The following is a 23,586-nucleotide window of genomic DNA, read 5'->3' as shown; positions in this document are numbered from 1 at the left end:
GTCAGTGAGCGAGCACCTAGGGCGGGGTCGTTACGGTTCCGCGTCGGATACATGACCCGCGCGTGACGGCCTGTCATCGCGGCGTAACGCTGCCGCAACGTGACTGACGCCGAGCGCCCCTAGCAGGCGGCATCACCGCAAAAGGCACTGTTATGACGATCAATCGCCGCGACGCCCTCACGCTCTTCGGCTCCAGCTCCGCGCTCGCGCTTCCCGGCCTCGCCACCGCGGCTCGCACGAACGGCAGCGCGGGGGCAGCGCGCTTCGATCACGGCGTGGCGAGCGGCGATCCCTCGGCGGACGGCGCGATACTTTGGACGCGCGCGACCCCGCAGGATCCGCAACAGGCGGGCGATATCGCGCTGACCTGGCATGTCGCATTGCGCGAGGGCGATACGCCCCTCCGTTCGGGCCGTATCGGCGCGCGTGCCGCGCGTGACTTCACCGCCAAGGTCGCGGTGACGGGGCTGACCCCCGGGACCGAGTATCGCTACTGGTTCGAAACCGCGGCGGGCACGCGCTCGCCCGTGGGCCGGGTCCGCACGCTGCCCCGCGGCGCGGTTGCGGATGTCGTCATGGGCGTGGTGTCGTGCCAGCTCTACCCCGGCGGGTTCTTCAACGCCTATGCTTCGATCGCCAAACTCGACCGGCTCGACGCGGTGCTGCATCTCGGCGATTACATCTATGAATATGCCATCGACGGTTATGGCGGCGACATCGGCAAGAAGATCGGCCGGCTGGTCGAGCCCACGCATGAGATCGTGACGCTCGCCGATTACCGGATACGTCACGCGCAGGTGAAGCGCGACGCCGACATGCAGGCGGCGCATGCCCGCGCGGCGTTCATCTGCGTGTGGGACGATCACGAGGTCGCCAATGACGACTGGATCGGCGGCGCCGAGAACCATGACCCGGCGACCGAGGGCGACTGGAAGGCGCGCAAGGCCGCGTCGATGCAGGCCTATTTCGAATGGATGCCGATCCGCGATCCGAAGCCCGGCGAGCCGTGGGAAGCGATCAACCGCAGTTTCGAGTTCGGCGATCTCGCGACGCTGGTGATGGTCGAGACGCGGCTGCTCGCGCGGAGCAGGCAGGTCGCGGCGAAGGGCGAGGCGATTGCGCCTGCCGAATATGCCCCGATGATGGGGGAGCGCGCGCAGCCGGGTCGCGAAATGCTGGGCGCACCGCAGCTCGCCTGGATCGAGCGGACGATGGCGGCGTCGGTCACGGCGGGCAAGCCGTGGCAGGTACTCGGCAACCAGGTGGTGATGGCGCGCGTGGCCGGCCCGGATCTCGAGAAGCAGCTTGGCCCCGATCGCTTCGCCGCGATGATGGCGCGGCTCCCAGAGAAATGGCGCACGGCGCTGATGGCGAGCATGGCATCCTATCGCGCGGGCCTGCCGTTCAACTTCGACAGCTGGGACGGCTATCCCGCAGCACGCGAGCGGCTTTATGCCGCGTTCAAGCGGTCGGGGTCGCGACCGGTCGTGCTGTCGGGCGATAGCCATGCCGGCTGGGCGAATGATCTGCACGATGCATCGGGGAAGCTCGTCGCGGTCGAATTCGGCGCCACCGCGATCACCAGCCCGTCCTATGGCTCGCTAATCCCGGGGATCGGGACGCTGATCGCCGACGCCAATGACGAGGTCCGCTTCTGCGATCAGGATCGCAAGGGGTTCATCGTCCTGACGCTGACGCCGGACCATGCAACCGCGGACTTCAAGACGGTATCGACGGTTGTTGCCAAGTCGTTCGAGGAGGCGAGCGTCGCGCGGTTCCGCGCCTCGGCCGCAGCGCCACAGGCGAAGCTCGAGCAGCTCGGATAGCGGCGGCGACGCACCGGCTGACGCCGATCGACGTCACCCGCTTTGCACGAGACCGCCGGTAATTTCTCGTCGACAGGGAAAAGAAACCGAACCGGGAACATTGCCGAGAGCAGGCGGGTTTTCGCCCTGACACGCCGCCGCGCTGCTAGAATGGTGGAGGTTGGCGTCAATCTGGGGGCTCGCTTTGCATCTTCTGCCTGATACGCTCGAGGCCGGTTCGGCCTATCCGCTCGGCGCCACGTTCGACGGGCTCGGGGTCAATTTCGCGGTCTATTCGGCCAATGCCGAGAAGATCGAGCTGTGCGTCTATGACGACAGCGGCCGCCGTGAACTCAAGCGCTACGTTCTGCCCGAATGGACCGACGAGGTGTGGCACGGCTATCTCCCCGATGCGCAGCCGGGGCTGTCCTATGGCTATCGCGCCTATGGCCGGTACGCACCCGAAGAGGGCCACCGGTTCAATCCGAACAAGCTGCTGCTCGATCCCTATGCCAAGGCGATGACGGGCGAGCTGCGCTGGACCGACGCGATGTACGGCTATCAGGTCAAGTCAGCGCGCGAGGATCTGAGCTTCGATCGGCGCGACAATGCGCTGACCATGCCCAAGGGGGTCGTGACCGACAGCCATTTCGACTGGTCGCGCGACGTCCGCCCCAACACGCCCTGGTCCGAGACGGTGATCTACGAGGCGCACGTCAAGGGCCTGACCAAGTTGTTCGACGAGGTACAGCCCTCCGAACGCGGGACCTTCGCCGCGCTCGGCAATCCCAAGGTCATCGATCATCTCAAGCGGCTCGGCGTGACCGCGCTAGAGCTGCTTCCGATCCACAGCTATACTCAGGACCGGTTCCTTCAGGAAAAGGGGCTGCGGAATTACTGGGGGTACAATACCCTCAACTTCTTCACGCCCGAACGGTCCTTCTTTGCGACCGACAGCCACAACGAGCTGCGCCGGTCGATCCGCCGTCTTCATGCGGCGGGGATCGAGGTGATCCTCGATGTCGTCTACAATCACACGTGCGAGGGGTCCGAGCAGGGGCCGACGCTGTCGTGGCGCGGGCTCGACAATGCGAGCTATTACCGGCTGGTCAAGGATCAGCCGCGCTTCTCGATCAACGACACGGGGACCGGGAACACGCTGAACCTGACCAAGGCGCGGGTGATCCAGATGGTGGCGGATTCACTGCGCTACTGGGCGACCAGCTTCGGGATCGACGGGTTTCGCTTTGACCTCGGGCTGACGCTGGGGCGGACGGACACCGGCTTCGATCCGGGCGCCGGGTTCTTCGACGTGCTGCGGCAGGATCCGGTACTGGGCCGGCTCAAGCTGATCACCGAGCCCTGGGACATCGGTCCGGGCGGCTATCAGCTCGGCAATTTCCCCCCGGGCTTTGCCGAATGGAACGACAAGTACCGCGACACCGTCCGCAAGTTCTGGCGGGGTGACCATGCGCAGCGCGCGGACCTGGCGGCGCGCCTGACCGGGTCGGCGGATCTGTTCGATCGCCGTGCGCGGCGCCCCTGGGCCAGCGTCAATCTGCTCGGCGCGCATGACGGCTACACGCTCGCCGACACGACCGCCTATGAGGAGCGCCACAACGAGGCGAATGGCGAGGACAATCGCGACGGCCATTCGAACAACTGCTCGCGCAACTGGGGTGTCGAGGGGCCGACAGACGATCCAGCGATCGCGGAGACGCGCAAGCGGGTCGCGCGGTCGATGCTGACGACGCTGTTCGCCTCGCTCGGCACGCCGATGCTGGTCGCGGGCGACGAGTTCGGGCGGACGCAGGGGGGCAACAACAACGCCTATTGCCAGGATAACGAGATCAGCTGGCTCGACTGGACGCAGGCGAAGACCCCCGAGGGCGAAGCGCTGATCGACTTCACCGCGCGGCTGGCCGCGCTCCGCCGCGACTATCCGATGCTTCGCGCCGGTAACTTCCTGTACGGCGAGGACACTCCCGCGGAGGGTCTGAAAGACATCGAATGGTGGGACGAGCGCGGCGTCCAGCTGTCGTCCGAGGACTGGGAGAACACCAATGGCCGTGCGCTGACGATGCGTCGTGCGGCGCTGTGCGAGGATGGCAGGATCCAGGTCGTGTCACTGCTGCTGAACGCGTCGGAAGGGCCGCTGACCTTCACCATGCCACCGCCCTCCGAGGTTGAGCGTATGGTCCTGATCGACAGCGCCAAGCCCGATCAGCCGCCAATGCCGATCACCGACAGCTATGACCTCGCACCGCAGGGGGCGGCGCTGCTGTCCTGGACGATGGATCCGGCATGAGCGCGTGGGGCGCGACGCCGACGAGCGGCGGCACGACGTTCCGGCTTTGGGCGCCCGATGCCGACCGGGTGACGCTGGAGATCGACGGGGCTGCGCCGACGTCGATGGACGGGCAGGCCGACGGATGGTTCACCGCGACCGCCGGTGTCGGGGCAGGGGTGCGCTATCGCTTCCGGATCGGCGAGGATCTGGTCGTTCCCGATCCGGCCTCGCGCCAGCAATCGGGCGGTGTGCATGGCTGGAGCGTCACCGTCGATCCCGTTGCGTATCCATGGCAATCGACCGACTGGCGCGGGCGGCGCTGGGAGGAGTTGGTGATCATGGAGGTCCATGCCGGCACCATGGACGGTTTCGCCGGGATCACCGCACGCCTGCCCGAGATCGCCGCGCTCGGCGTGACCGCGATCGAGTTGATGCCGGTCGCGGCCTTTGGCGGTACGCGCAATTGGGGCTATGACGGCGTCCTGCCCTATGCGGTCGCCGAGAGCTACGGCACGCCCGACGATCTGCGGGCGATGGTCGATGCCGCACACGCGCTGGGAGTCTCGGTGCTGCTCGATGTCGTCTATAATCACTTCGGACCCGACGGAAATTATCTCGGCGCCTATGCCGGATCGTTCTTTCACAAGGACGTGGACACGCCTTGGGGCGGGGCGGTGGCGGTCGATGTCGAGCCCGTTGCGCGCTACTACATCGACAACGCCCTGATGTGGCTCACCGACTACAGGATCGACGGTCTCCGGTTTGACGCCGTCCACGCGATCGACAATGACCGGTTTCTCGATGCAATGGCGGCGGAGATCCGCGCGACGGTGACCGACCGGCCGGTCCACCTCGTCCTCGAGAACGAGCGCAACGACGCCGATCGGCTGCGGCCGGGCGGCTATGACGCACAATGGAACGACGACTTCCACAATGTCCTTCACGTGCTACTGACGGGCGAAACCAGCGCCTATTACGCCGACTTTGCCGACCGGCCGGCGGAGCGTCTCGCGCGGTGCCTGGGCGAAGGGTTCATCTATCAAGGGGAGGGGTCGGCCAACCATGACGGCCGGACGCGCGGCACGCCGAGTGCGCACCTCTCGCCGACCGCGTTCGTGTCGTTTCTGCAGAACCACGACCAGATCGGCAACCGGGCGCTTGGCGAGCGGCTGACGTTACTCACCGATCACGCCCGGCTCCGTGCGGCGACCGCATTGCTGCTGCTCTGTCCGCAGATTCCGCTGCTGTTCATGGGGGACGAGACGGGGAGCGAGACGCCGTTCCTGTTCTTCACTGACTTTCATGACGAACTTGCCGATGCGGTTCGCGATGGGCGGCGCCGGGAATTCGCGAAGTTTGCCGCGTTCGCCGACGAATCCGCTCGCGCGGCGATACCCGATCCGAATGCCCGCGCGACCTTCGAGGCGTCGGTTGCTGCACCCGGTCCCGACGCCGATGCCTGGCGCGATCTTTACCGTACGCTGATCGCGGTCCGGCAGAGCGCGATCATACCGCGCCTGTCCGGCACACGCGCGATGGGCGCCGAGGCGATCGGGCCGGCGGCGGTCGTCGCGCGCTGGGCGCTGGGCGACGGCGCGGTGCTCACGATCGCGCTCAATCTCGGTGAGGATCCCGTCGCGTTTCCGCAGGCCTCCGGCGAGATGCTGTTCGCGCAGGGCGATGCGGGGCAGCGCCCCAGCGTCGCCGTGTGGCTGGCGGCATGAGTCTGCTCCACGACCTCGCCGCCGCCGCTGGTTTGCAGCCCCGGTGGCAGGATGCCGGCGGGCGTGCACAGACCGTGGCCGACGAGGCGTTGCAAGCGATCCTGAACGCGCTCGGGCTTCCAGCCAACAGCGACGCGGCGATACGCGCGAGCCTAGCCACTGCGCACGCGGCGCTTGCCGAACCTCCGTCGTTCGTCTCGGCGGATATCGGTGCGACGGTGTCGGTCGGGTCGGGCGATGGTCCCGCGGTCCTGACGTTGGAGGACGGGTCGTCGCGCGCCGTGACGATCGTCGACGGGCAGCTGTCGGGCGTCACGGAGCCGGGATACCACCTGCTCACGATCGGCGGCCGGGACATCCGGCTCGCGATCGCGCCACCGCGCTGCGTCACGATCGCCGACGTAGAGGCAGGAGGCCGTCTCTGGGGCCCGGCGGTGCAGATCCCCGCCCTGCGCGACGGCCGGGGCACCGAGTTCGGCGATTTCGGCACGCTTGCGGACACGGTGCGCGCGTTCGCGACGCGCGGTGCCGATGCGGTGGCGATCAGCCCGACACATGCGCTGTTCCCGGCGGATGCGACCCGCTTCAGCCCCTATGCCCCGTCGAGCCGCCAGTTCCTGAACGTCATGCTCGCCGATCCGTCCATGATGGCGGGCGCCGTTTTGGCGGACGCAGGGGTGCCACCCGCATTGATCGACTGGGCGGGCGCGATCCCGGATCGCCTTGTCGCGCTGCGTCGACGGTTCGACACGTTGCCGGACACCGTACGGGCCGAGGTCGAGGCGTTCGGCGCAAGGGGCGCCAGTGACCTGCGTTTCCACGCCGCGTTCGATGCGCTTCACGCACATTTTCTTGCGCAGTCGGGCGCCCGGGGATGGCAGGACTGGCCTGCCGCCTATCAGCATCCCGATGGCGCCGCGGTCGCCGCGTTCATGACCGAACAGCGCGATATGTGCGACTTCTACGTGTTCCTTCAGTGGCTGGCGGATGCCGGGCTCGAACGGGCGCAGCGCACGGCAGTTGATGGCGGCATGGCGGTCGGTCTGGTCGCGGATCTCGCGGTCGGCATGGATCCGGGCGGCAGCCATGCGTGGCGGCGGCGGGGTGATTTGCTGAACGGCCTGTTGATCGGTGCGCCACCCGACCCGCTCGGCCCCGACGGGCAGGCCTGGGGCATCACCGGATTCGATCCGCGCGCGCTCGCGGCAAACGGCTTCGCGCCGTTCATCGCGACGATCCGTGCGGGTCTGGCGCATGCCGGCGGGCTTCGCATCGATCACGCCTTTGGCCTTCGGCGGCTATGGGTCGTGCCCGACGGCGCGTCGGCGGCGGACGGGGCATATCTCGACATGCCGTTTGCCGACATGATGCGGATCATCGCGATCGAATCGCACCGCGCGCGCGCGATCGTCGTCGGCGAGGATCTGGGGACCGTGCCCGACGGGTTTCGCGAGGCGATGGACGCACGGGCGATGCTGGGGATGCGCGTGCTCTGGTTCGAGCGCGACGGCGACGGCGATTTCATTCCCCCCGAATCCTGGTCAGTCGATGCTGTCGCGATGAGCGGGACGCATGACCTAGCGACGATCGCGGGCTGGTGGCAGGGGCGTGATATCGCCTGGAACTGGGCCCTTGGCCGGACCAGCGAGGCCGCGGACGAGGCGGCCGATCATGCCGCCCGCGCCGAAGATCGGTCCCGTTTGTGGACCGCGCTCGGTGCGCCGGGGCCACAGCCCGAGCCGAGCAACACCGCACCGGTCGTCGACGCCGCGCTGGCGCATGTCGCACGGACGCCATGCGGGCTGGCGATCTTCCCGCTCGAGGACCTCGTCGGTCTCGTCGAGCAGCCCAATCTTCCCGGCACGACCAATGAACACCCCAATTGGCGGAGACGCATGCCAGACACCACCGACGCGCTGCTCGCGCGCCCCGAGATCGCCGCACGCATCGCCCTGATCGAAACGGCGCGCGCATCATGACGCCACGTGCGACCTACCGGATGCAGTTCCACAAGGACTTCACCTTCGCGGACGCCGAGGCGCAGGTACCTTATCTTGCCGCGCTCGGGATCAGCCATCTCTACGCATCGCCGATCGCGACGGCACGGTCCGGATCGACGCACGGCTATGACGTCGTCGATCCAACCCGGATCAATCCCGAACTGGGTGGCGAGGCGGGGTTTCGCCGGCTCGTCGACCGGTTGAAGGCGCACGGCATGGGCATGATCGTCGACATCGTCCCCAATCACATGGGCGTGGCGGGCGGCGAAAATGGCTGGTGGAACGACGTCCTCGCGAACGGCGCGTCGAGCCATTATGCGTCTTTCTTCGATATCGACTGGCGCGAACCCGTCCTGCTCCCGATCCTGGGCGATCCGGTGTCGGTGGCGATCGCGCAGGGCGCGCTCAGCATCGAACTGGTCGATGATGTGCCGATGCTCGTCGCCTATGGCGAGCACCGTCTGCCGCTGCGTCACGAGGATCACGCGACCGCCACGAGCGACGACCTGGCCGCGTTGCTCGATCGGCAGCATTACCGGCTGGCATCGTGGCGCACCGCGAACGACGATCTCAACTGGCGGCGATTCTTCACGATCAACGATCTCGCCGGACTGCGCGCGGAAGATCCCGCGGTCTTCGAGGCGAGCCACCGCCTGTATCTCGACCTCTATGCCGAGGGATTGATCGACGGTGTCCGGGTCGATCATGTCGACGGACTGACCGACCCCGCCGGCTATTGCCGAACGCTGCGCGCGCACTTCGACGCGATCACGCCCGCTGGCGCGGATCGGGCCTATATCGTCGTCGAGAAGATCCTCGCAGAGGGCGAACCGCTCGCCACCGATTGGGGGATCGATGGCACAAGTGGCTATGACTTCATGGCGCAGGTCACCGCGCTGTTGCATGACGAGGACGGCGCCGCACCGCTCGCCGAGCTCTGGGCGGATATCAGCGACCGGTCGGCCGCGTTCGAGCCCGAGGATCTGCGCGCGCGTCAGGACATGCTGTCCTGGCAGTTCGAGGGGCAGCTTGGCCGATGCGTCGCGGCGTTCGTCACGCTGGCACGGTCGACGCCGCAAGGCGACGGGGTAACCGCGGGGATGATCCGGCGGGCGGTCGAGCGCATGCTCTGGGTCTTTCCGGTCTATCGCGCCTATGGCACCGGCAGCGCGGCACCCGCCGCCGATGCCGCGATCCGGGCGATCGTGCGCGAGCGGGTCGCGACGCATCTGGCACCCGGCGAAGGACCGGTCGTCGACCTGATCCTCGACTGGCTCGCCGGCGAAGGGCCGGGCGACCCGGACCTCGCCGCGGCCGCGGTGAGGCGGTTCCAGCAACTCTCGGCACCGATCGTGGCCAAGGCGGTCGAGGACACCGCCTTCTACCGCTATGGCCGGTTGCTCTCGCGCAACGACGTCGGGTTCGACCCCGCGGCCTTCACGTTGCCCATCGAGGCGTTTCATGCCGCGATGGCGGAGCGCGCCGCCTGTTGGCCGCGTGCGATGCTGGCCTCGGCGACGCATGATCACAAGCGTGGCGAGGACGTGCGTGCCCGGCTTGCCGTATTAAGCGAGATCCCGGGCCGCTGGCGTGAGACCGTGACGGGCTGGGTCGCCGCGGCGGCTGCTATCGATGACGCGGTCGATCCAGGCGACGCCTATATGTTGCTGCAGACGCTCTTCGGGGCGTGGCCTGAGGGGCTCCAGATTGATGACCGCCCAGGGCTTGCCGCTTTTGCCGAGCGCATCGTCGGGTGGCAGGAAAAGTCGCTGCGCGAGGCCAAGCTGCGGTCGTCCTGGGAGGCGCCCGACGAGGCCTATGAGGAGCGGTGTCACGCGCTCGCCCGTGCGTTGCTCGATCCGGGCCGTTCCGCGGCGTTCCTGCGCGGGCTGCACGATCTGATTGAGGCGACCGCGGCGGCGGCGCAGGCGAATGCGCTCGTTCAGACGGCGCTGCGCTACACCGTGCCGGGGGTCCCCGATCTGTATCAGGGCACCGAACTGGCGGATCTCAGCCTGGTCGATCCGGATAACCGCCGGCCGGTGGATTATGCCTGCCGCGCGCGTCTGCTCGAGCACGATGCACCTGCAAAGCTCGCGCTGATCGCCCGCCTGCTCGCGACCCGGGCGAACGCACCCGAGATCTTCGCCCAAGGCGACTACGCCCCTCTCGACGTGACCGGACTGCGTGCCGCGCATGTCCTCGCCTTCGAGCGCCGCGCGAATGGGCAGACGTTGCGGGTCGCGGTCGCGCTACGCTGCGCGGCGGAACTGCTCGATCCGTCGGATGCGGCGGTTCCTGCGGCATGGTGGGGTGAAACGCGGCTCGCGACCGGCGAGCGCGCAGCCGACCTTTTCGTGGACGGACCGGTCTTCGTCGCGGCGAGCGATTGACCCGGGCTGCGTCCCGCGTACGGCGGGACGCAGCTTATTTGCCGGCGAGATACGCCGCGATCGGGTCGATCATGTCCTCGGGGATGCGGCGCGCGATCACCGGCATCGTCGCCTGCGAATTGCGCGCGTCGACCACCGTCTCGTCTCCCCGCCAGTTGCGCAGACGCTGTGCGATGTAGGTGGCGCTCTGCCCGGCAAGCACCGGATAGGGCTTGCCCGGTGCATGGCAGCTGGCACAGGCGGGAAGCTGCTTGGCCGGGAGGCCCTCGCGGACGATCCGCGCAGCATTCGCATTGCCCGAGGCTGTGGTCGTGCCAAGACCCGGCATGGCGGCGAAATGCCGCGCGAGCCGCGTCATCTCTCCGGGCGTCAGTGTCGCGGCGGCGTTGGCCATGACCGCGCTCTGGCGCCTGCCAGTCGCATAGGCCTGGAGCGCAGCACGCAGATAGACGGGGCTCTGCCCCCCGAGCACGGGCATATCGGGCTGGCCACGGCCGCGGCCGTCCGTGCCATGACAGCCGGCGCAGACGGCGATACGTGCTGTGTCAGGACCGGCGGTACCGCTGCCGGGGACTTCGGTCAGGGCGCGATAGGTCGCAGGCGACATCTCCGGCAACAGGCGGACGAACGCGACCATGCGGCGGACCTCATCGTCGCGATCCTTGGCCGCCCAGCCGGGCATGCCGGTATATTTGACGCCGTGCTTGAGGATCCAGAAGATCTGCTTGTCAGTCCATTCGCGCGCGTTGACCGCGAGGTCGGGGGCAGGGGGCGTCGCCGCCTGCATCACCGGCAACGGACGCACGCCGGGCGCGCCGTGGCACGAGGCGCAGCTTGCCCTGAACAGGCCCGCCGCGCTGACGAGGCCTTCATTCGCCTTGGGATCGTCGGGCGCGGTAAAGGCGGCGTGCGTGCGCACTGAATTGCGCATCGTCCAGTGAAGGAACCAGTCGGTGATCTTCCAATGACCCGACGAGGCGGCGATGTTGAACACGCCCGACCAGGCGAACAACAGCCCGGCAAGCGCCAGCGCAACGATCGCGGCGATCGCGCGCGCCCAGGTAATGCGGATCGTCATGCCGTCGCGCTCCGTGTCTTCAATACCCCGCCGAGCATCGCGAGCCCGCCGAGGAAATAGCTTGCCGCGCCGACCATCAGCATGACGACGCCGCCGAGCTGCTGATCCTCGAGCGCGTCGAGGCCGTGCGCGGCCGGGTGCATCGCCATCATCGCGTAAAGCGGCCGCGGGGCGAGGCCGACGAGCGCGCCGAGGAGGGTCATGTGCATCGACGTCAGCAGCATCGCGGCGACGCCCGATACGCGCCGGTCGGTCGCGCCGCCGGTGCGCGTGCCGAGCACCGCACTCCACAACAGCAGACCGGCGGCGAGGAAGCTCGCCTGTTCGAGCAGCAGCGCAACCGGCTGCATGTCGACGCGCAGCCGGAGCGCAGGAAGGTGCCAGAGCCACACGACCACCAGTTCGACCAGCGACATGGCAAGCGGGGTGACGATTGTCGGCCAGCGCTCGGCGGGATCAAACCGGCTGCCCGCGATTCCATAGGCGAGGAACGGCGCAGCGACTGCGACCGCGATCATGTGACCGGTCATGTGGCCGACCATGCCGAGCGGCGCGGCGGCGAACGCCCAGCCGATCGGCACCAGCGCGACGCCCAGCGCGAGGCTCGCGCGCCTCATCGGCAATCGCCGAAGACGATCACGGGCAGGGCGGTGAAGATCACAGCGACGAAGCTCAGGCCTGCGAGCAGCCGGGTCGACAGCGCAAGGAAACGCAGCCGGTCGATCGCGGTCCCTTCGTCATGCGGCGGGGCGTCGCCGGGCGTCTGTGACTGGACGCGGGCAATATAGCCCGCGGCGAGGATGCCAAGCAGCGCGACGATCGTCGCGATCAGGGTCGCCACGGGAAAGCCCGTTAGCGCTGTCGTCGGAGTGGGCGACTTGGCGCACGTCACCGCAACCCACAGATAGCAGAACAGGAAATGCACGGCCCAGATCGTTGGCGGAACGATCAGCGTCCACAGCGTGACCTTCAGGTCGCGCGCCCAGTGTTTCCGGTTGGCTTTCGGCGTTGTCATGCGACCCCCGGGAACAGGCCGATCGTGCAGAACGTCACGATGCCCGTCAGTGCGAGGAAATAGTGGTAGACGGTGATGTTGCGCAGGTCGGCGTCATAGACCGGCGTCATCTTGCCCGCGAGGCTGCGCGCGAGCGTATAGGCCTGCATGATCACGCCGATCGCGGCATGCACCGCTGTCCAGATCGCGAGCGTCCAGACGATCGCCGGATAGACATGCAGTTCAGGGTCCATCCCCGAATACCACGGCCCGGCGAGCCCGGCGAACAGGCTCGACAGCGTTGCGACGATGCCGAGGACCAGCAGCAGGCGGCCCGCGGCGACGTTGCCACGATGGTGCACCTCGCGGGCGCCGACCGTCGCCGCCCAGCCGGTCAAAGTCAGTGCCAGCGCGACCATCGGCCAGAACACGCCCGGTCCGTCCAGCCCCGCGCCCGTGGGTGGGAAATTGCTATGGATCGTCCAGAAGAAGAAATAGCCGAAGACGAGGCCCGAAAATGCGGTCGCATCCGCCATCATCGTGATGAACATCGCCCACCAGCCCGGCGCCGATGGCCCCGAGGTGTAGAGCGGTACCTCGATCCCGTGACCGATATGCTTGGTCGGCTTTTCGGGGATCTCGGCGGTGCCGGTCCACAGCCACCACAGCACGCAGGCGAGCGTCGCGACGCCGCTGAGCGCGGACAGCAGATAGAGGTGATAGGTCGTCAGGATGAAGACGCCTGCCAGCGCGACCGCGGTCATCATCGGCTTCACGCTGGGCGTGCCGAGGCGGATGACCTGCAACGGCCGCGCATCGAGCACGGTGGTGATGATCGACTCGCGCCGCATCTCCTCCGCGTCGGGCAGGAAGAAGCGGCCCTCGTCGACCTTCTGGACGAAGTTCTTCTGGTCCCAGATCGGATAGCGGCTCTCGATCAGCGGGACCGAGCGGATGCCCCAGTCCTCGTCATCGGGCAGCGCCAGCCATTCGAGCGTGCCCGCATTCCACGGATTGCGCGGCGCCTTCGGGCGACGCGGCGACAGCGCGAGGTCGATACACACGATCAGCACGCCGAGTGCGAACATATAGGAGCCGGCGGTCGAGGCGAGGTTGAGCCCGCCGATGCCGAGTTCCTCGGGGTAGGTGAACACGCGGCGCGGCATGCCGAGCAGGCCCGACAGGTGCATCGGGAAGAAGGTCAGGTTCATGCCGACGAACATGATCCAGAACGCGGTCCGCCCGAGCTTGTCGCTGAGCTTCTTGCCGGTAACCAGCGGCCAGTAATAATAGAGCCCGGCGAACAGCGGCAGCAGCGTCCCGCCGATCAGCACGTAATGGAGATGCGCGACGATGAAATAGGTGTCGTGCGCCTGCCAGTCGAAAGGCGCGACCGCGACCATCACGCCGGTCAGACCGCCGATCACGAACACCGCGAGGCTGCCCGATGCATAGAGCAAGGGCGTCGACTTCTTGACGTTGCCCGCCCAGAGGGTCGCGATGAACACGAAGATCTGGACACCGGTCGGGATCGCAACCGCCTCGGACGCTGCCGCGAAGAAGGCGAGGCTGATCTTTGGCAGCCCGGTCGTGAACATGTGGTGGACCCACAACCCGAAGCTCAGGAACGCGGTGCCGACCGCCGCCAGCACGATCCACGGATAGCCCAGCAGATGCCGCTGCGCGAAGGTCGGGATCAGCATCGCGAACAGCGCGATCGACGGCAGGAAGACGATATAGACTTCGGGGTGGCCGAAGATCCAGAACAGGTGCTGCCACAGCAGCGGGTCGCCGCCCTTTTCCACGTTGAAGAACGGCCAGTTGAGCAGTCGCTCCATCTCGAACAGCACGTCGCCTGCGATTAGCGGCGGGAAGGCGAACAGGATCATCACCGCGACGACCAAGATGTACCAGGCGTAGAGCGGCATGAGGTTGAGGCGCATGCCCGGCGGGCGGCATTTGAGCACGCCGACGATCAGCTCGACGGCTGCTGCGACCGACGACACCTCGATGAAGCTGAGGCCCAGCATCCAGATGTCCGCGCCGAGCCCGCTGAGATCGGTCCGCGTTGTCAGCGGCGGATACATGAACCAGCCGCCATCGGGGGCGGCGTCGAAGAAGATCGATCCGGAGACGAACACGCCGCCGATCAGGAAGCTCCAATAGCCAAAGCCCGAAAGTCGCGGGAAAGGCAGATCGCGTGCGCCGAGCAGCTGTGGCAGCAGGATGATCGAGACCGCCTCGAACATCGGCACGGCGAACAGGAACATCATCATCGAGCCGTGCAGCGTGAACAGCTGGTTGAACGTGTTCGCGGTCACGAGATCGTTGTTCGGCACCGCCAGCTGCGTGCGCATGATCAGCGCGAGCACGCCCGCGAACAGCATGAAGCCGAACGCGGTCAGCGTGTACCAGACGCCGATCCGGTTGTTGTTGACGTCGGTCCAGCGGAAGAACCAGCCCGAGGGCGGCTTCCACACCTCGCGCAGGCGATCCTCCTGGCCCTTGCGGACCGCGGGATCATTCTGGTCGGGGGCGACATAGGCTGGACTGTCGGTCGTCATTTCAGCCCCTGAAGATAGCTGGCGATCTGGTCGGCTTCGGCGGCCGACATCTGCGGGAAGGCGGGCATGCGGACGCCGGGCTTGGTCTTGCCGGGCTCACGCACGAACCGCGCGATATTGCCGTGGGTCATCGGCAGGATCCCTGCGGCCAGGGTCGGACGTGATCCGAAATGCGTCAGGTCGGGGCCGATCTTTGCCGCCGGGCCCACCCCGCGAACGCTGTGGCAGCCGCTGCAGCCATAGCTGGCGAACAGCCTCGCACCGGGCGATGCGGTGACCGTAGCGGGTTGCGCCTGCGCGGCCAGCCAGCGTTCGAATGCAGCGGGCTCCATCGCGACGACGTCGAATGCCATCAGCGCATGCCCCAGCCCGCAGAATTCGGCGCAGACGCCGCGATATGTTCCCGCCTTGGTTGCACGAACGACGAGGCGATTGGTGCGGCCGGGGATCATGTCCATCTTGCCCGCAAGCCCCGGCACCCAAAAGCTGTGGATGACGTCGGGGCTGCGCAGCGACAGCTCGACGGTGCGGCCGACGGGGAGGCGGAGTTCGTTCGCTGCCTCGACGACGGCGCCGCCGGGCGGGGCGTAACGTACGCGCCACCAGAACTGCTCGCCATCGACGCCGATCCGCAGGTCGGCATCGGCGACCGGTCGGGGGCGCATCGCGGGCAACGCGTAGAGCAGCAGCGCGAGCAACAGGATCGACGGGCCGATCCCGCCAAGCCACAGGACCATCTTCATCCCGCCCTTGTGGGTCAACCGCCCCTCGGGCGCGCGGATCGCGTGCCGCATCAGCAGCGCAAGGCCAAGCGCCAGGACGACCGCGCCGACGACCAGCACGATGGTGATCGACAGCACCTGATCGGCCTGTTCGCCGAACGGAGCCAGCGTCGACTGGTGCCGGTTGCAGGCGCCAAGCGCCGGCAGGAACGCCCAGACGGAAAGTAAACTTGCCTTCCGCATCATCGCCTTAGCTTCCCCTTTGAACAGATCCTCTAGCTGTGGCCGAAACGGCGTTAAACCCCTTAAATGAACTTTCCGTCATGGACTGGCACAACCCGGGCAGGGGTGGCTGGCATGTGGACTAGGGCTGGCGGATGAGATCGCGGATACGACCGGCCAGCGCGTCGATCGCGAAGGGTTTCGTCATCACGTGCATGCCCGGATCGAGATGGCCATTGCCGACCACCGCATTCTCGGCATAGCCGGTGATGAAGAGGATCTTGAGGTCCGGACGGCCCACGCGCGCGGCATCCGCCATCTGCCGCCCGTTCATCCCGCCCGGCAATCCGACATCCGTGACCAGCAAGTCGATGCGCGTGTCGGACTGGAGGATCTTCAGGCCGGCAGGCCCGTCCGCGGCCTCGATCGCGGCATAGCCCAGTTCCTCGAGCACTTCGACGACCAGCATGCGGACGGTGGGCTCGTCGTCGACGATCAGCACCGTCTCGCCACGGACCGCGCGCGGGGCCTCGGCAAAGTCGGGCTGCGGTTCGTCCTCGTCCGATGGACCGAAATGCCGCGGCAGATAGATGCAGATATTGCTGCCTTCCCCGACCTCCGAATAGATCCGGACCTGTCCGCCCGACTGGCGCGCAAAGCCGTAGATCATCGACAGGCCGAGCCCGGTGCCCAGACCCAAGGGCTTGGTCGTGAAGAACGGATCAAAGGCCTTGGCGACGACCTCGGGCGGCATGCCGGTGCCGTTGTCGGACACGCAGAGCGAGACATATTGTCCGGGTTCGAGATCGCGGTCGCGGCCCATCCGCGCATCGATCCAGCGATTGGCCGTCTCGATCGTCAGCCGCCCGCCCGTTGGCATCGCATCGCGCGCGTTGATGCACAGGTTGAGGATCGCGTTTTCAAGCTGGTTGGGATCGACGAGCGTCGACCACAGCCCGGCGGAGGCGACCACCTCCACAGCGACGTCGGGCCCGACCGTCCGGCGCACGAGCTCCTCCAGCCCGCCGATCAGCCGGTTGACGTCGGTCGGCCGGGGGTCGAGCGTCTGCCGCCGCGAAAAGGCCAGCAGGCGGTGGGTCAGCGCCGCGGCACGTTTGGCGGCACCCTGGGCAGCGAGCGAGTAACGCTCGACATCGCCCAGCCGTCCCTGTGCGATGCGGATGCCGAGCAATTCGAGGCTGCCCATGATCCCCGTCAGCAGATTGTTGAAGTCGTGTGCCAGCCCGCCGGTCAGCTGGCCCACGGCTTCCATCTTCTGGCTCTGGCGCAGCGCGGCCTCGACATCCATCAACTCGCGGGTGCGCGCGGCGACCTGATCCTCGAGCGTTTCGGTCCAGGCGAGCAGTTCGGCGGCATGCCGGCGGCCATCGTCGATGTCCGTATTCGTGCCGACCCAGCGCGTGATCTGGCCGCCGATGGTCCGTACCGGCTCCGCGCGAGCAAGAAACCATCGGTAGCCGCCATCAGCACTACGCAACCGGAACTCGGCGGCATAGGTAGTGCCCGTATCGCGTGCGGCCTGCCACGTCGTCGCCGTGGCCTCGCGATCGTCGGCGTGAACCAGTGACAGCCAGGTGCCGGATCCGGTTAGAGCGCCGGGCGAGATACCGGCATAATCATAGACCTGCTGATTGACCCAGTAGATCTCGCCATCGGGACGCGCCGCCCAGATCAGGCTAGGCACCGCTTGCGCGAAGACGCGGAACTGCTCTTCACTCTCGCGGAGTGCTGCTTCCGCACGCAGCCGCTCGGTCGCCGCACGCACCCGGTCCGCGACCTCGCGCATAAGCTGGAGTTCCTCGTCCGCCCAGACTCGCGGCTGATCGTGATTGGCATAGAGCAGCGCGACGAACGCATCCTGTTCGAGCAACGGCATGTTGACGAACGACCATGCGCTGATCGCCTTAAGGCCGGCAGCACCCGCGGCGGTGCGCGGGTCGCGCTCGACATCGGCGATCACGACCGTGCGCCCTGCCTTCAGATCCTCGATATAGGACCCATAATCGCGGAACTGCAGCATGCCCGCCAGGGTGCAAGTCCCCGGCGCATTCCAGTCCCGCTCGACGGTGATCGTTTCCGCAAGGGTGTCGATCACACCGTAGCCGACCCGACTGACCTGCAGGGCGTGGCCGAGGATTTCGGCCGCTGCATAGGCGATTGCCGCAGGGTCGGTCAGATCGCGAATCGCATCGCCGAGCGCCAGCAACGCGGTTTGCCGCACGTCGGCGAGCTTGCGGGCGGTGATTTCAAAGCTGATCCCGGGAAAACGTAGCGCAGTCCCGTCGGCCGCGCGCTCGCAGCGGCCTTGCGCGATCACCCAGCGAATCGTCCCGTCGCGTTCGAGCAGGCGATATTCGGCTTCGAACGGTCCGCCCGATTGGACCGCCGCCTCGATGGCCTGCTCGGTGCACGCGCGGTCGTTCGGATGAATGCCTTGAAAGAACGTCGTGATCGGCGCGCCCGCCGCCGCCGCTGCCGGATCCACCCCGTACAGCAAGGCGAAACGTGCATCGGCGGTGACGCGATCCCGGGCGATGTCCCAATCCCAGGTACCGATCCCGCCGCCGGCTGAAAGCGCCAGCTGCAGCCGTTCTTCGGCTTCGCGGGCGAGCGTCTCGGTTCTGCGCCGCTCGGTCACGTCACTCAGCAGCACGGCGATTCTGGCCGAGCCCGGCTCGCCGATCCGCGCGACCTGCGCATCATAGCACCGGTCGCGCTGCGCCGCGCGTGTCTCGAACCGGGTCGCGTGGCCGGTCCGTGCGATCTCGCCGAACGTCTCGATCCAGTCGCCATCCAGTGCGGGCTGCAGCGCGTGCCAGGTCTGTCCGACCGGGTCGCGCAAGCCCGTCTGCCGGAGAAATTGCGCGTTCGTTTCCAGGAACCGACAATCGACCACGCGATCGCCTTCAAAGATCAGCTCGACCAGTCCGAAGCCGATATCGATCGCGGCGAACACTTCGTGATAGTCGCCTTCGCCGGGACGTCCCGATACGCGCTGACGGTCGTTCCCGGGGACATTGTTCGGACTCGAGGGCATCGAATTTTCTACTCGCAGGAACACCAACTCGGGTCCGGCATACGACCAGCCATGCAGCCGGCGTCACGGGACCCGGGTCGTCAAACGCGAGACAGGCGGTGGTCGATCCCCGGGAAGTTTGGTGTCATGCGGAACGAACGCGCGCGCTGGCGGATGTCAGAGCGGACGCGACCCGTTCGGACCAAGCGGCACAGCCATCGTGCGCGCCGATCAGGTCCTGGCGGATCTCGATCTCCGCATAGAGGCGCCGTGCCGGATAGGCGTGCCGCGGGATCGTATAATCGATCAGGTCCATCCGATAGGGCTCGTTGTCACCCACCACGAGGTCGGGCTCGCCCGCCAGGACCTCGAGCATCGCGAGGGCAAAGCGCGTGTCGCCGCCATCGTGCAGGATTCCGATATGCCAGGGCCGCAATCCCGCCCCGTCCGCGCCGCGCATCGCCGGGGTGAAGCTGTGCAGCGCAACCAGGATGGTCGGTTGTCCGGCGGCATCCCGACGTGCGATCTCGGCCGCGATCGCCGCATGATAGGGCGCATGGATCACCGCATATCGCGCGGCTCGATCCGCCTCGCTCAGGTCGCGATTGCCGGGGATCGGCGTGCCGTCGCTGGTCTCGGCGATCGCATCGGGTTGCGTCTCGCTCCGGTTGCAGTCGACGACCAGCCGCGAATAGGTCTGATGGATGAAGACCGCGTCGAGCCGGTTCGCCAGCAACCGTCCGACCTCGCCGACGCCGATGTCCCAGCCGATGTGCCGTTCCAGTTCGGCATCGTCGAGACCGAGCGACCCGAGCGACACAGGCACTGAATTTCCAGCATGATCGCCGATCAGGAGGAACGATGATGCGCCTTTCGGGTTGACGATGACGGTCGGAGGTCTGTCTCCTGCCGCGATCAGCGGTCCCTCGGTCCGACTGGTCATGCGATACGGATCCTGAATGCCATTTCTCACACTTTCTCACGTGACGAGATACACTTACCGGCAACCGGTAGCATTTGGCGAGCACCGTATCATGGTTCGTCCGCGCGAAAGCCATGACCAGCAGCTGATTTCGGCCGAGCTGACCATAACCCCCGAACCGTCAGAGGTGCGCTGGCTGCACGACGTGTTCGGCAATTCGGTGGCGATCGCGACCTTCGATCGCCGTGCGCGCGAACTCGTGTTCGACAGCCGGGTGCGGCTTGATCACAGCCCCGCCGAACTCGCGACGGTCGATATCGAGCAATACGCACGTTCCTATCCGTTCACCTATTCGTCCGAGGACATGCCCGACCTGTTGCGGTCGATCGAGCGCCAGCATCACGATCCGCACCGCGAGATCGATCGCTGGGCGCGGCGGTTCCTCGATCCCTCGGGGCGGACGGATACGCTGGCGATGCTGTCCGACATGACCGCGGCGATCCGGCGCGACTTCACCTATGTGCCGCGCCCCGAAAAGGGGACGCAGTCGCCGATCGAGACGCTTGCCCGGCGCAAGGGTACCTGCCGCGATTACGCGATGCTGATGATCGAGGCGGCGCGCGCGCTCGGCTTCGCGGCGCGGTTCGTGTCGGGCTATGTCTACAACCCCTCAAGCCGCGAGCAGCGGACCGGGGGCGGCAATACACATGCCTGGGTCCGCATCTATCTGCCGGGATCGGGTTGGGTCGAGTTCGATCCGACCAACGGCATCATCGGCAGTCGCGGGCTGATCCGCGTCGCGATCGCCCGCGACATCTATCAGGCCGTGCCGATCTCGGGAAGCTGGGCGGGGTTCCCCGGCAGTTTCCTCGACATGACCGTTTCGGTCGACATCGCGGTCGACGAGCCGAGCGCCGCCCCTACAGCCACAACCCCGCTCGCGCCGCAGCCGGTCCGGGCATGAGAAAGACGACCGCATGCTGATCCGCGCCGGCTATGATATTCGCTTTGAGGCCGATGTTCCGACGCCGCTGATGGCGATGCTGAGCCTTCACCCGTCGCGCAACCGCGATCTGGTCACCCCGCACCGGATCGTCGCGAGCCCCGACGTCCCGATCTACGATTATCTCGACGCGTTCGGGAATGTCTGCACGCGCATGACCGTCCCCGCCGGCGGCCTAACGCTGTCGTGCGACTTCACGATCGAGGATGACGGGCAGCCCGACCCGGTCAATCCCGATGCCGTTCAGCATGCCGTCGAGGATCTGCCGGACGAGATCCTCGTCTTCCTCCTCGGCAGCCGCTATTGCGAGACGGACCGGCTGTCCGAGACCGCCTGGTCGCTGTTCGGGCATGTGCCCTCAGGATGGGCACGCGTTCAGGCGATCGTGCAGTTCACGCACGACCATATCGAGTTCGGCTATCATCATGCGCGGGCGACCAAGACCGCCTGGGATGCGCATCAGGAACAGCAGGGCGTGTGCCGCGATTTCGCGCATCTCGCGATCACGCTGTGCCGCTGCATGAACATTCCGGCGCGCTATTGCACCGGCTATCTCGGCGATATCGGCATTCCCCCGGTCGATGCGCCGATGGATTTTTCGGCGTGGTTCGACGTCTATCTCGGCGGGCGTTGGCATACGTTCGACGCGCGACACAACCAGCCGCGGATCGGCCGGATCCTGATGGCGCGCGGCCGCGATGCGACCGATGCCGCGCTCACAACGACGTTCGGGCCAGCGCGGCTCGTGGGCTTCGACGTCCATACCGACAGCGTCGACGCGGCGGCTTGAGCCCGCCGCAGCGTCGGTTTACGCTTGTCACCCCGCCGGCGTTCGTGCGAACGCCGCGACACCATTAAACAATGCTGCGATGCACCATATGCCTGCTTCTTCGACACCCGGTTCCGTCCCCAGCAACGCCAACGCGCTGCTGCTGCAAGCGATCGCGCTGCGCCAGTGCGTGACCGCGGTCTACAACCGGATGCATGTCAAACTCGCGCCGCATATCCTGTTCACGCGCCATGATGACGTGTTTGTGGACGCGGTCACGCTGCAGCGCGACGGACAGCCGCCCAAGGAGATCAAGCTCGGCACGTTCAAGCTCGCCGGGCTGAAGGATATTGTCGTGATCGACGAGGGGTTCCGGCCCGACGCCGTCTTCAACCCGCACGACATCAAATATGAGGGCGTGACGCTCTTCGTCGTCGAGCCGAACTGACCGCCAAACGGATTGGCGCCGTGGTTACGGCGCCGGCGGCAGCCACGCCGTCTCGATCTCGCCGTAGCGGTCGACAAAGCCCGTCCGCCGCATTTGAAGCTCCGGGTCGAGGATCCGGACCCGTCGACCGTTGCGCTCGATCACACCGTCACGCTCGAGCGCGCGGATCGTCCGGTTGACGTGCACCTTGGTCAAGCCGAGCGCATCGCCGATATCGCTCTGCGTCAGGGGCAGGTCGAACGAATCGATCACGCCACCCGCGGTGACCCGCAGACGCGCCAGGATATCGAGCAGCAAGGTGGTCAGCCGCTCCGCCGCGCCCTTGCGGCCGATCGAGGTGAGCCGGTCGCTCATCGCGACATTCTCGGCCGCGGCGATGGCATAGAGCAGCCCGGCGAGCCGCGGCTGCTGGCGAAAGATCTGGCCCAGATCGGCCTTGGGCAATTCGGTGACGGTGCAGTCCGACACCGCGGTCAGCGTCGCCGAGGCCTGCGACCAGGCGATGCTCGACGTGCCGATCAGGTCGCCGGCATAATGGAAGCGCAGGATCTGGCGGCCGCCGGCCGCGAGCCTCGCCGCCGAATGCAGCCAGCCATAATGCACGACGAACAGCGCATGGCTGGTTCCACCCTCGGCCATCAGGATTTCACCGGGCTTGAGCCGGATCTCGCGTTGCTCGGCGCGCGAGATCGCGGCGCGTTCCTCTTCTGTCAGCGCAAGATGGCGTTCGAGCCGCGCGATCAACCCACTTCGATGCATCGTTCCGCCCCTGCATTCGCCCTTGTCGGCGGCCCCTGTCGGCTGCCCATCTCGGCTGCCCGTTGCGACCGCCCGTGACCCCATGCTCAACCATGCGGTTCGTCCGGTCGTCAACAGGTCGATTGGTCCGTATCAGCCTTTATCGAGCTGTCCCAGAATGATCGGCGTAAATCGCTCGGCGATCCGATCGATGCCGCGTGTGTTCGGGTGGACATGATCGCGCTGCATCAGCGCAGCGTCGCCGATCACGCCATCGAGAATGAACGGATAGAGGCCCGCACCATAGGTTTTGGCAAGATCGGGCCAGATCGTGTCGAACCCCGCCTGATATTCGGGACCGAGATTGGGGGGCGCCCGCATGCCGGTCAGCACGACCGGGATCTTGCGGCGGCGCGCCTCGTCCATCATCGCGGTCAGGTTGGCGCGGGTCTCCGCGGGCGCGATCTGACGCAGCACATCGTTGCCACCCAGTCCGAGCAGGATGAGATCGGGTTTGCGGGGCAGGCTGTCGAGCGCGAAGGCGAACCGCTGGCGCCCGGCCGCGCTGGTGTCGCCCGAGACGCCGGCATTGACGATCGTCGCGTTGACGTCCTTGCGGCGGAGCGTCGCCTGCAACACGTCGGGCAGGCTGTGACCGCGCGCGACGCCGTACCCCGCGTACAGACTGTCGCCAAAGGCCAGGATCAGGCGCTCGCGACCGGCCGGCGCGGGAGGCATCGCGACCGCCGTACCATCGACGGCCGTGTCGTTGCCCGCGCCGCGGGTGGCCGCCACAGGGGCCGAGCTATCCGCCGCGCGGTCGCACCCCGCGAGGCTCAGCGCTTGGAGAACCGCGGCGACTGCCACATATGAAGGC

At 67.0% G+C, this 23,586-nt stretch carries 17 protein-coding genes; 8 read left to right on the top strand and 9 right to left on the bottom strand.

The window, feature by feature from the left end:
• Window positions 1-152: 152 nt before the first annotated feature.
• The 5 genes from ASE89_RS07665 (at window position 153) to treY (ending at window position 10,212) form a co-directional block, all read left to right on the top strand.
• Window positions 153-1,826: an alkaline phosphatase D family protein gene (locus ASE89_RS07665; protein WP_056675695.1), complete on the top strand. Its 1,674-nt coding sequence runs from the start codon at window positions 153-155 to the stop codon at window positions 1,824-1,826.
• Between the two features lie 184 nt (window positions 1,827-2,010).
• Complete coding sequence (glgX, locus tag ASE89_RS07660) at window positions 2,011-4,113, top strand: glycogen debranching protein GlgX (protein ID WP_156363359.1); 2,103 nt, start codon at window positions 2,011-2,013, stop codon at window positions 4,111-4,113.
• Window positions 4,110-5,819 (top strand): malto-oligosyltrehalose trehalohydrolase, encoded by a 1,710-nt coding sequence (gene treZ / locus ASE89_RS07655; protein ID WP_056675692.1) that lies wholly within the window; start codon window positions 4,110-4,112, stop codon window positions 5,817-5,819. The genes glgX and treZ overlap by 4 nt, the downstream gene beginning before the upstream one ends.
• Window positions 5,816-7,798 (top strand): 4-alpha-glucanotransferase, encoded by a 1,983-nt coding sequence (gene malQ / locus ASE89_RS07650; RefSeq protein ID WP_056676397.1) that lies wholly within the window; start codon window positions 5,816-5,818, stop codon window positions 7,796-7,798. The genes treZ and malQ overlap by 4 nt, the downstream gene beginning before the upstream one ends.
• A complete protein-coding gene (gene treY, locus ASE89_RS07645; RefSeq protein WP_056675691.1) occupies window positions 7,795-10,212 on the top strand; it encodes a malto-oligosyltrehalose synthase in 2,418 nt (805 codons plus the stop codon). Before malQ ends, treY begins: the two co-directional genes overlap by 4 nt.
• 34 nt (window positions 10,213-10,246) lie before the next feature.
• Here the strand turns inward: treY and ASE89_RS07640 are convergent, their stop codons facing one another.
• The 7 genes from ASE89_RS07640 to ASE89_RS07610 all read right to left on the bottom strand — a co-directional run bounded on the left by ASE89_RS07640 (window position 10,247) and on the right by ASE89_RS07610 (window position 19,772).
• A complete protein-coding gene (locus tag ASE89_RS07640) occupies window positions 10,247-11,290 on the bottom strand; it encodes a c-type cytochrome (RefSeq protein WP_056675689.1) in 1,044 nt (347 codons plus the stop codon).
• Complete coding sequence (locus ASE89_RS07635) at window positions 11,287-11,907, bottom strand: cytochrome c oxidase assembly protein (protein WP_056675688.1); 621 nt, start codon at window positions 11,905-11,907, stop codon at window positions 11,287-11,289. Before ASE89_RS07635 ends, ASE89_RS07640 begins: the two co-directional genes overlap by 4 nt.
• A complete protein-coding gene (locus tag ASE89_RS07630; protein WP_056675686.1) occupies window positions 11,904-12,305 on the bottom strand; it encodes a hypothetical protein in 402 nt (133 codons plus the stop codon). The genes ASE89_RS07635 and ASE89_RS07630 overlap by 4 nt, the downstream gene beginning before the upstream one ends.
• Window positions 12,302-14,848 carry a cytochrome c oxidase subunit I gene (gene ctaD, locus ASE89_RS07625; RefSeq protein ID WP_056675685.1) on the bottom strand — a complete coding sequence of 849 codons (2,547 nt, stop codon included), beginning with the start codon at window positions 14,846-14,848 and terminating at the stop codon, window positions 12,302-12,304. The genes ASE89_RS07630 and ctaD overlap by 4 nt, the downstream gene beginning before the upstream one ends.
• Entirely contained in the window at window positions 14,845-15,813 is a 969-nt protein-coding gene (locus tag ASE89_RS07620; RefSeq protein ID WP_056676394.1) for a cytochrome c oxidase subunit II, read from the bottom strand. Before ASE89_RS07620 ends, ctaD begins: the two co-directional genes overlap by 4 nt.
• 121 nt (window positions 15,814-15,934) lie before the next feature.
• Window positions 15,935-18,850, bottom strand: coding sequence for a PAS domain-containing protein (locus ASE89_RS07615; protein WP_056675684.1), 2,916 nt, complete (start codon window positions 18,848-18,850; stop codon window positions 15,935-15,937).
• 124 nt (window positions 18,851-18,974) lie between these two features.
• Complete coding sequence (locus ASE89_RS07610; protein WP_056675682.1) at window positions 18,975-19,772, bottom strand: N-formylglutamate amidohydrolase; 798 nt, start codon at window positions 19,770-19,772, stop codon at window positions 18,975-18,977.
• 16 nt (window positions 19,773-19,788) lie between these two features.
• On the opposite strand from ASE89_RS07610, the gene ASE89_RS07605 reads away from it, so the two are divergent.
• The 3 genes from ASE89_RS07605 (at window position 19,789) to ASE89_RS07595 (ending at window position 21,971) form a co-directional block, all read left to right on the top strand.
• Window positions 19,789-20,715 (top strand): transglutaminase family protein, encoded by a 927-nt coding sequence (locus ASE89_RS07605; RefSeq protein ID WP_056675681.1) that lies wholly within the window; start codon window positions 19,789-19,791, stop codon window positions 20,713-20,715.
• 13 nt (window positions 20,716-20,728) lie between these two features.
• Window positions 20,729-21,544: a transglutaminase-like domain-containing protein gene (locus ASE89_RS07600; RefSeq protein ID WP_056675679.1), complete on the top strand. Its 816-nt coding sequence runs from the start codon at window positions 20,729-20,731 to the stop codon at window positions 21,542-21,544.
• Window positions 21,545-21,632: 88 nt separating this feature from the next.
• Entirely contained in the window at window positions 21,633-21,971 is a 339-nt protein-coding gene (locus ASE89_RS07595) for a hypothetical protein (protein WP_042467360.1), read from the top strand.
• Between the two features lie 24 nt (window positions 21,972-21,995).
• Here ASE89_RS07595 and ASE89_RS07590 read toward each other — a convergent pair whose 3' ends face one another.
• Window positions 21,996-22,730, bottom strand: a complete 735-nt coding sequence (locus tag ASE89_RS07590; protein WP_031395205.1) for a Crp/Fnr family transcriptional regulator — start codon at window positions 22,728-22,730, stop codon at window positions 21,996-21,998.
• 132 nt (window positions 22,731-22,862) lie between these two features.
• Entirely contained in the window at window positions 22,863-23,576 is a 714-nt protein-coding gene (locus ASE89_RS07585) for an arylesterase (protein ID WP_236701665.1), read from the bottom strand.
• Window positions 23,577-23,586 lie beyond the last annotated feature (10 nt).

Origin of the sequence: Sphingomonas sp. Leaf30 (genome assembly GCF_001422525.1) — a bacterium.
Classification (GTDB): domain Bacteria; phylum Pseudomonadota; class Alphaproteobacteria; order Sphingomonadales; family Sphingomonadaceae; genus Sphingomonas; species Sphingomonas aerolata.
The sequence above is the reverse complement of the archived record's forward strand: the minus strand, read 5'-3'. Positions and strand labels throughout refer to the sequence as shown.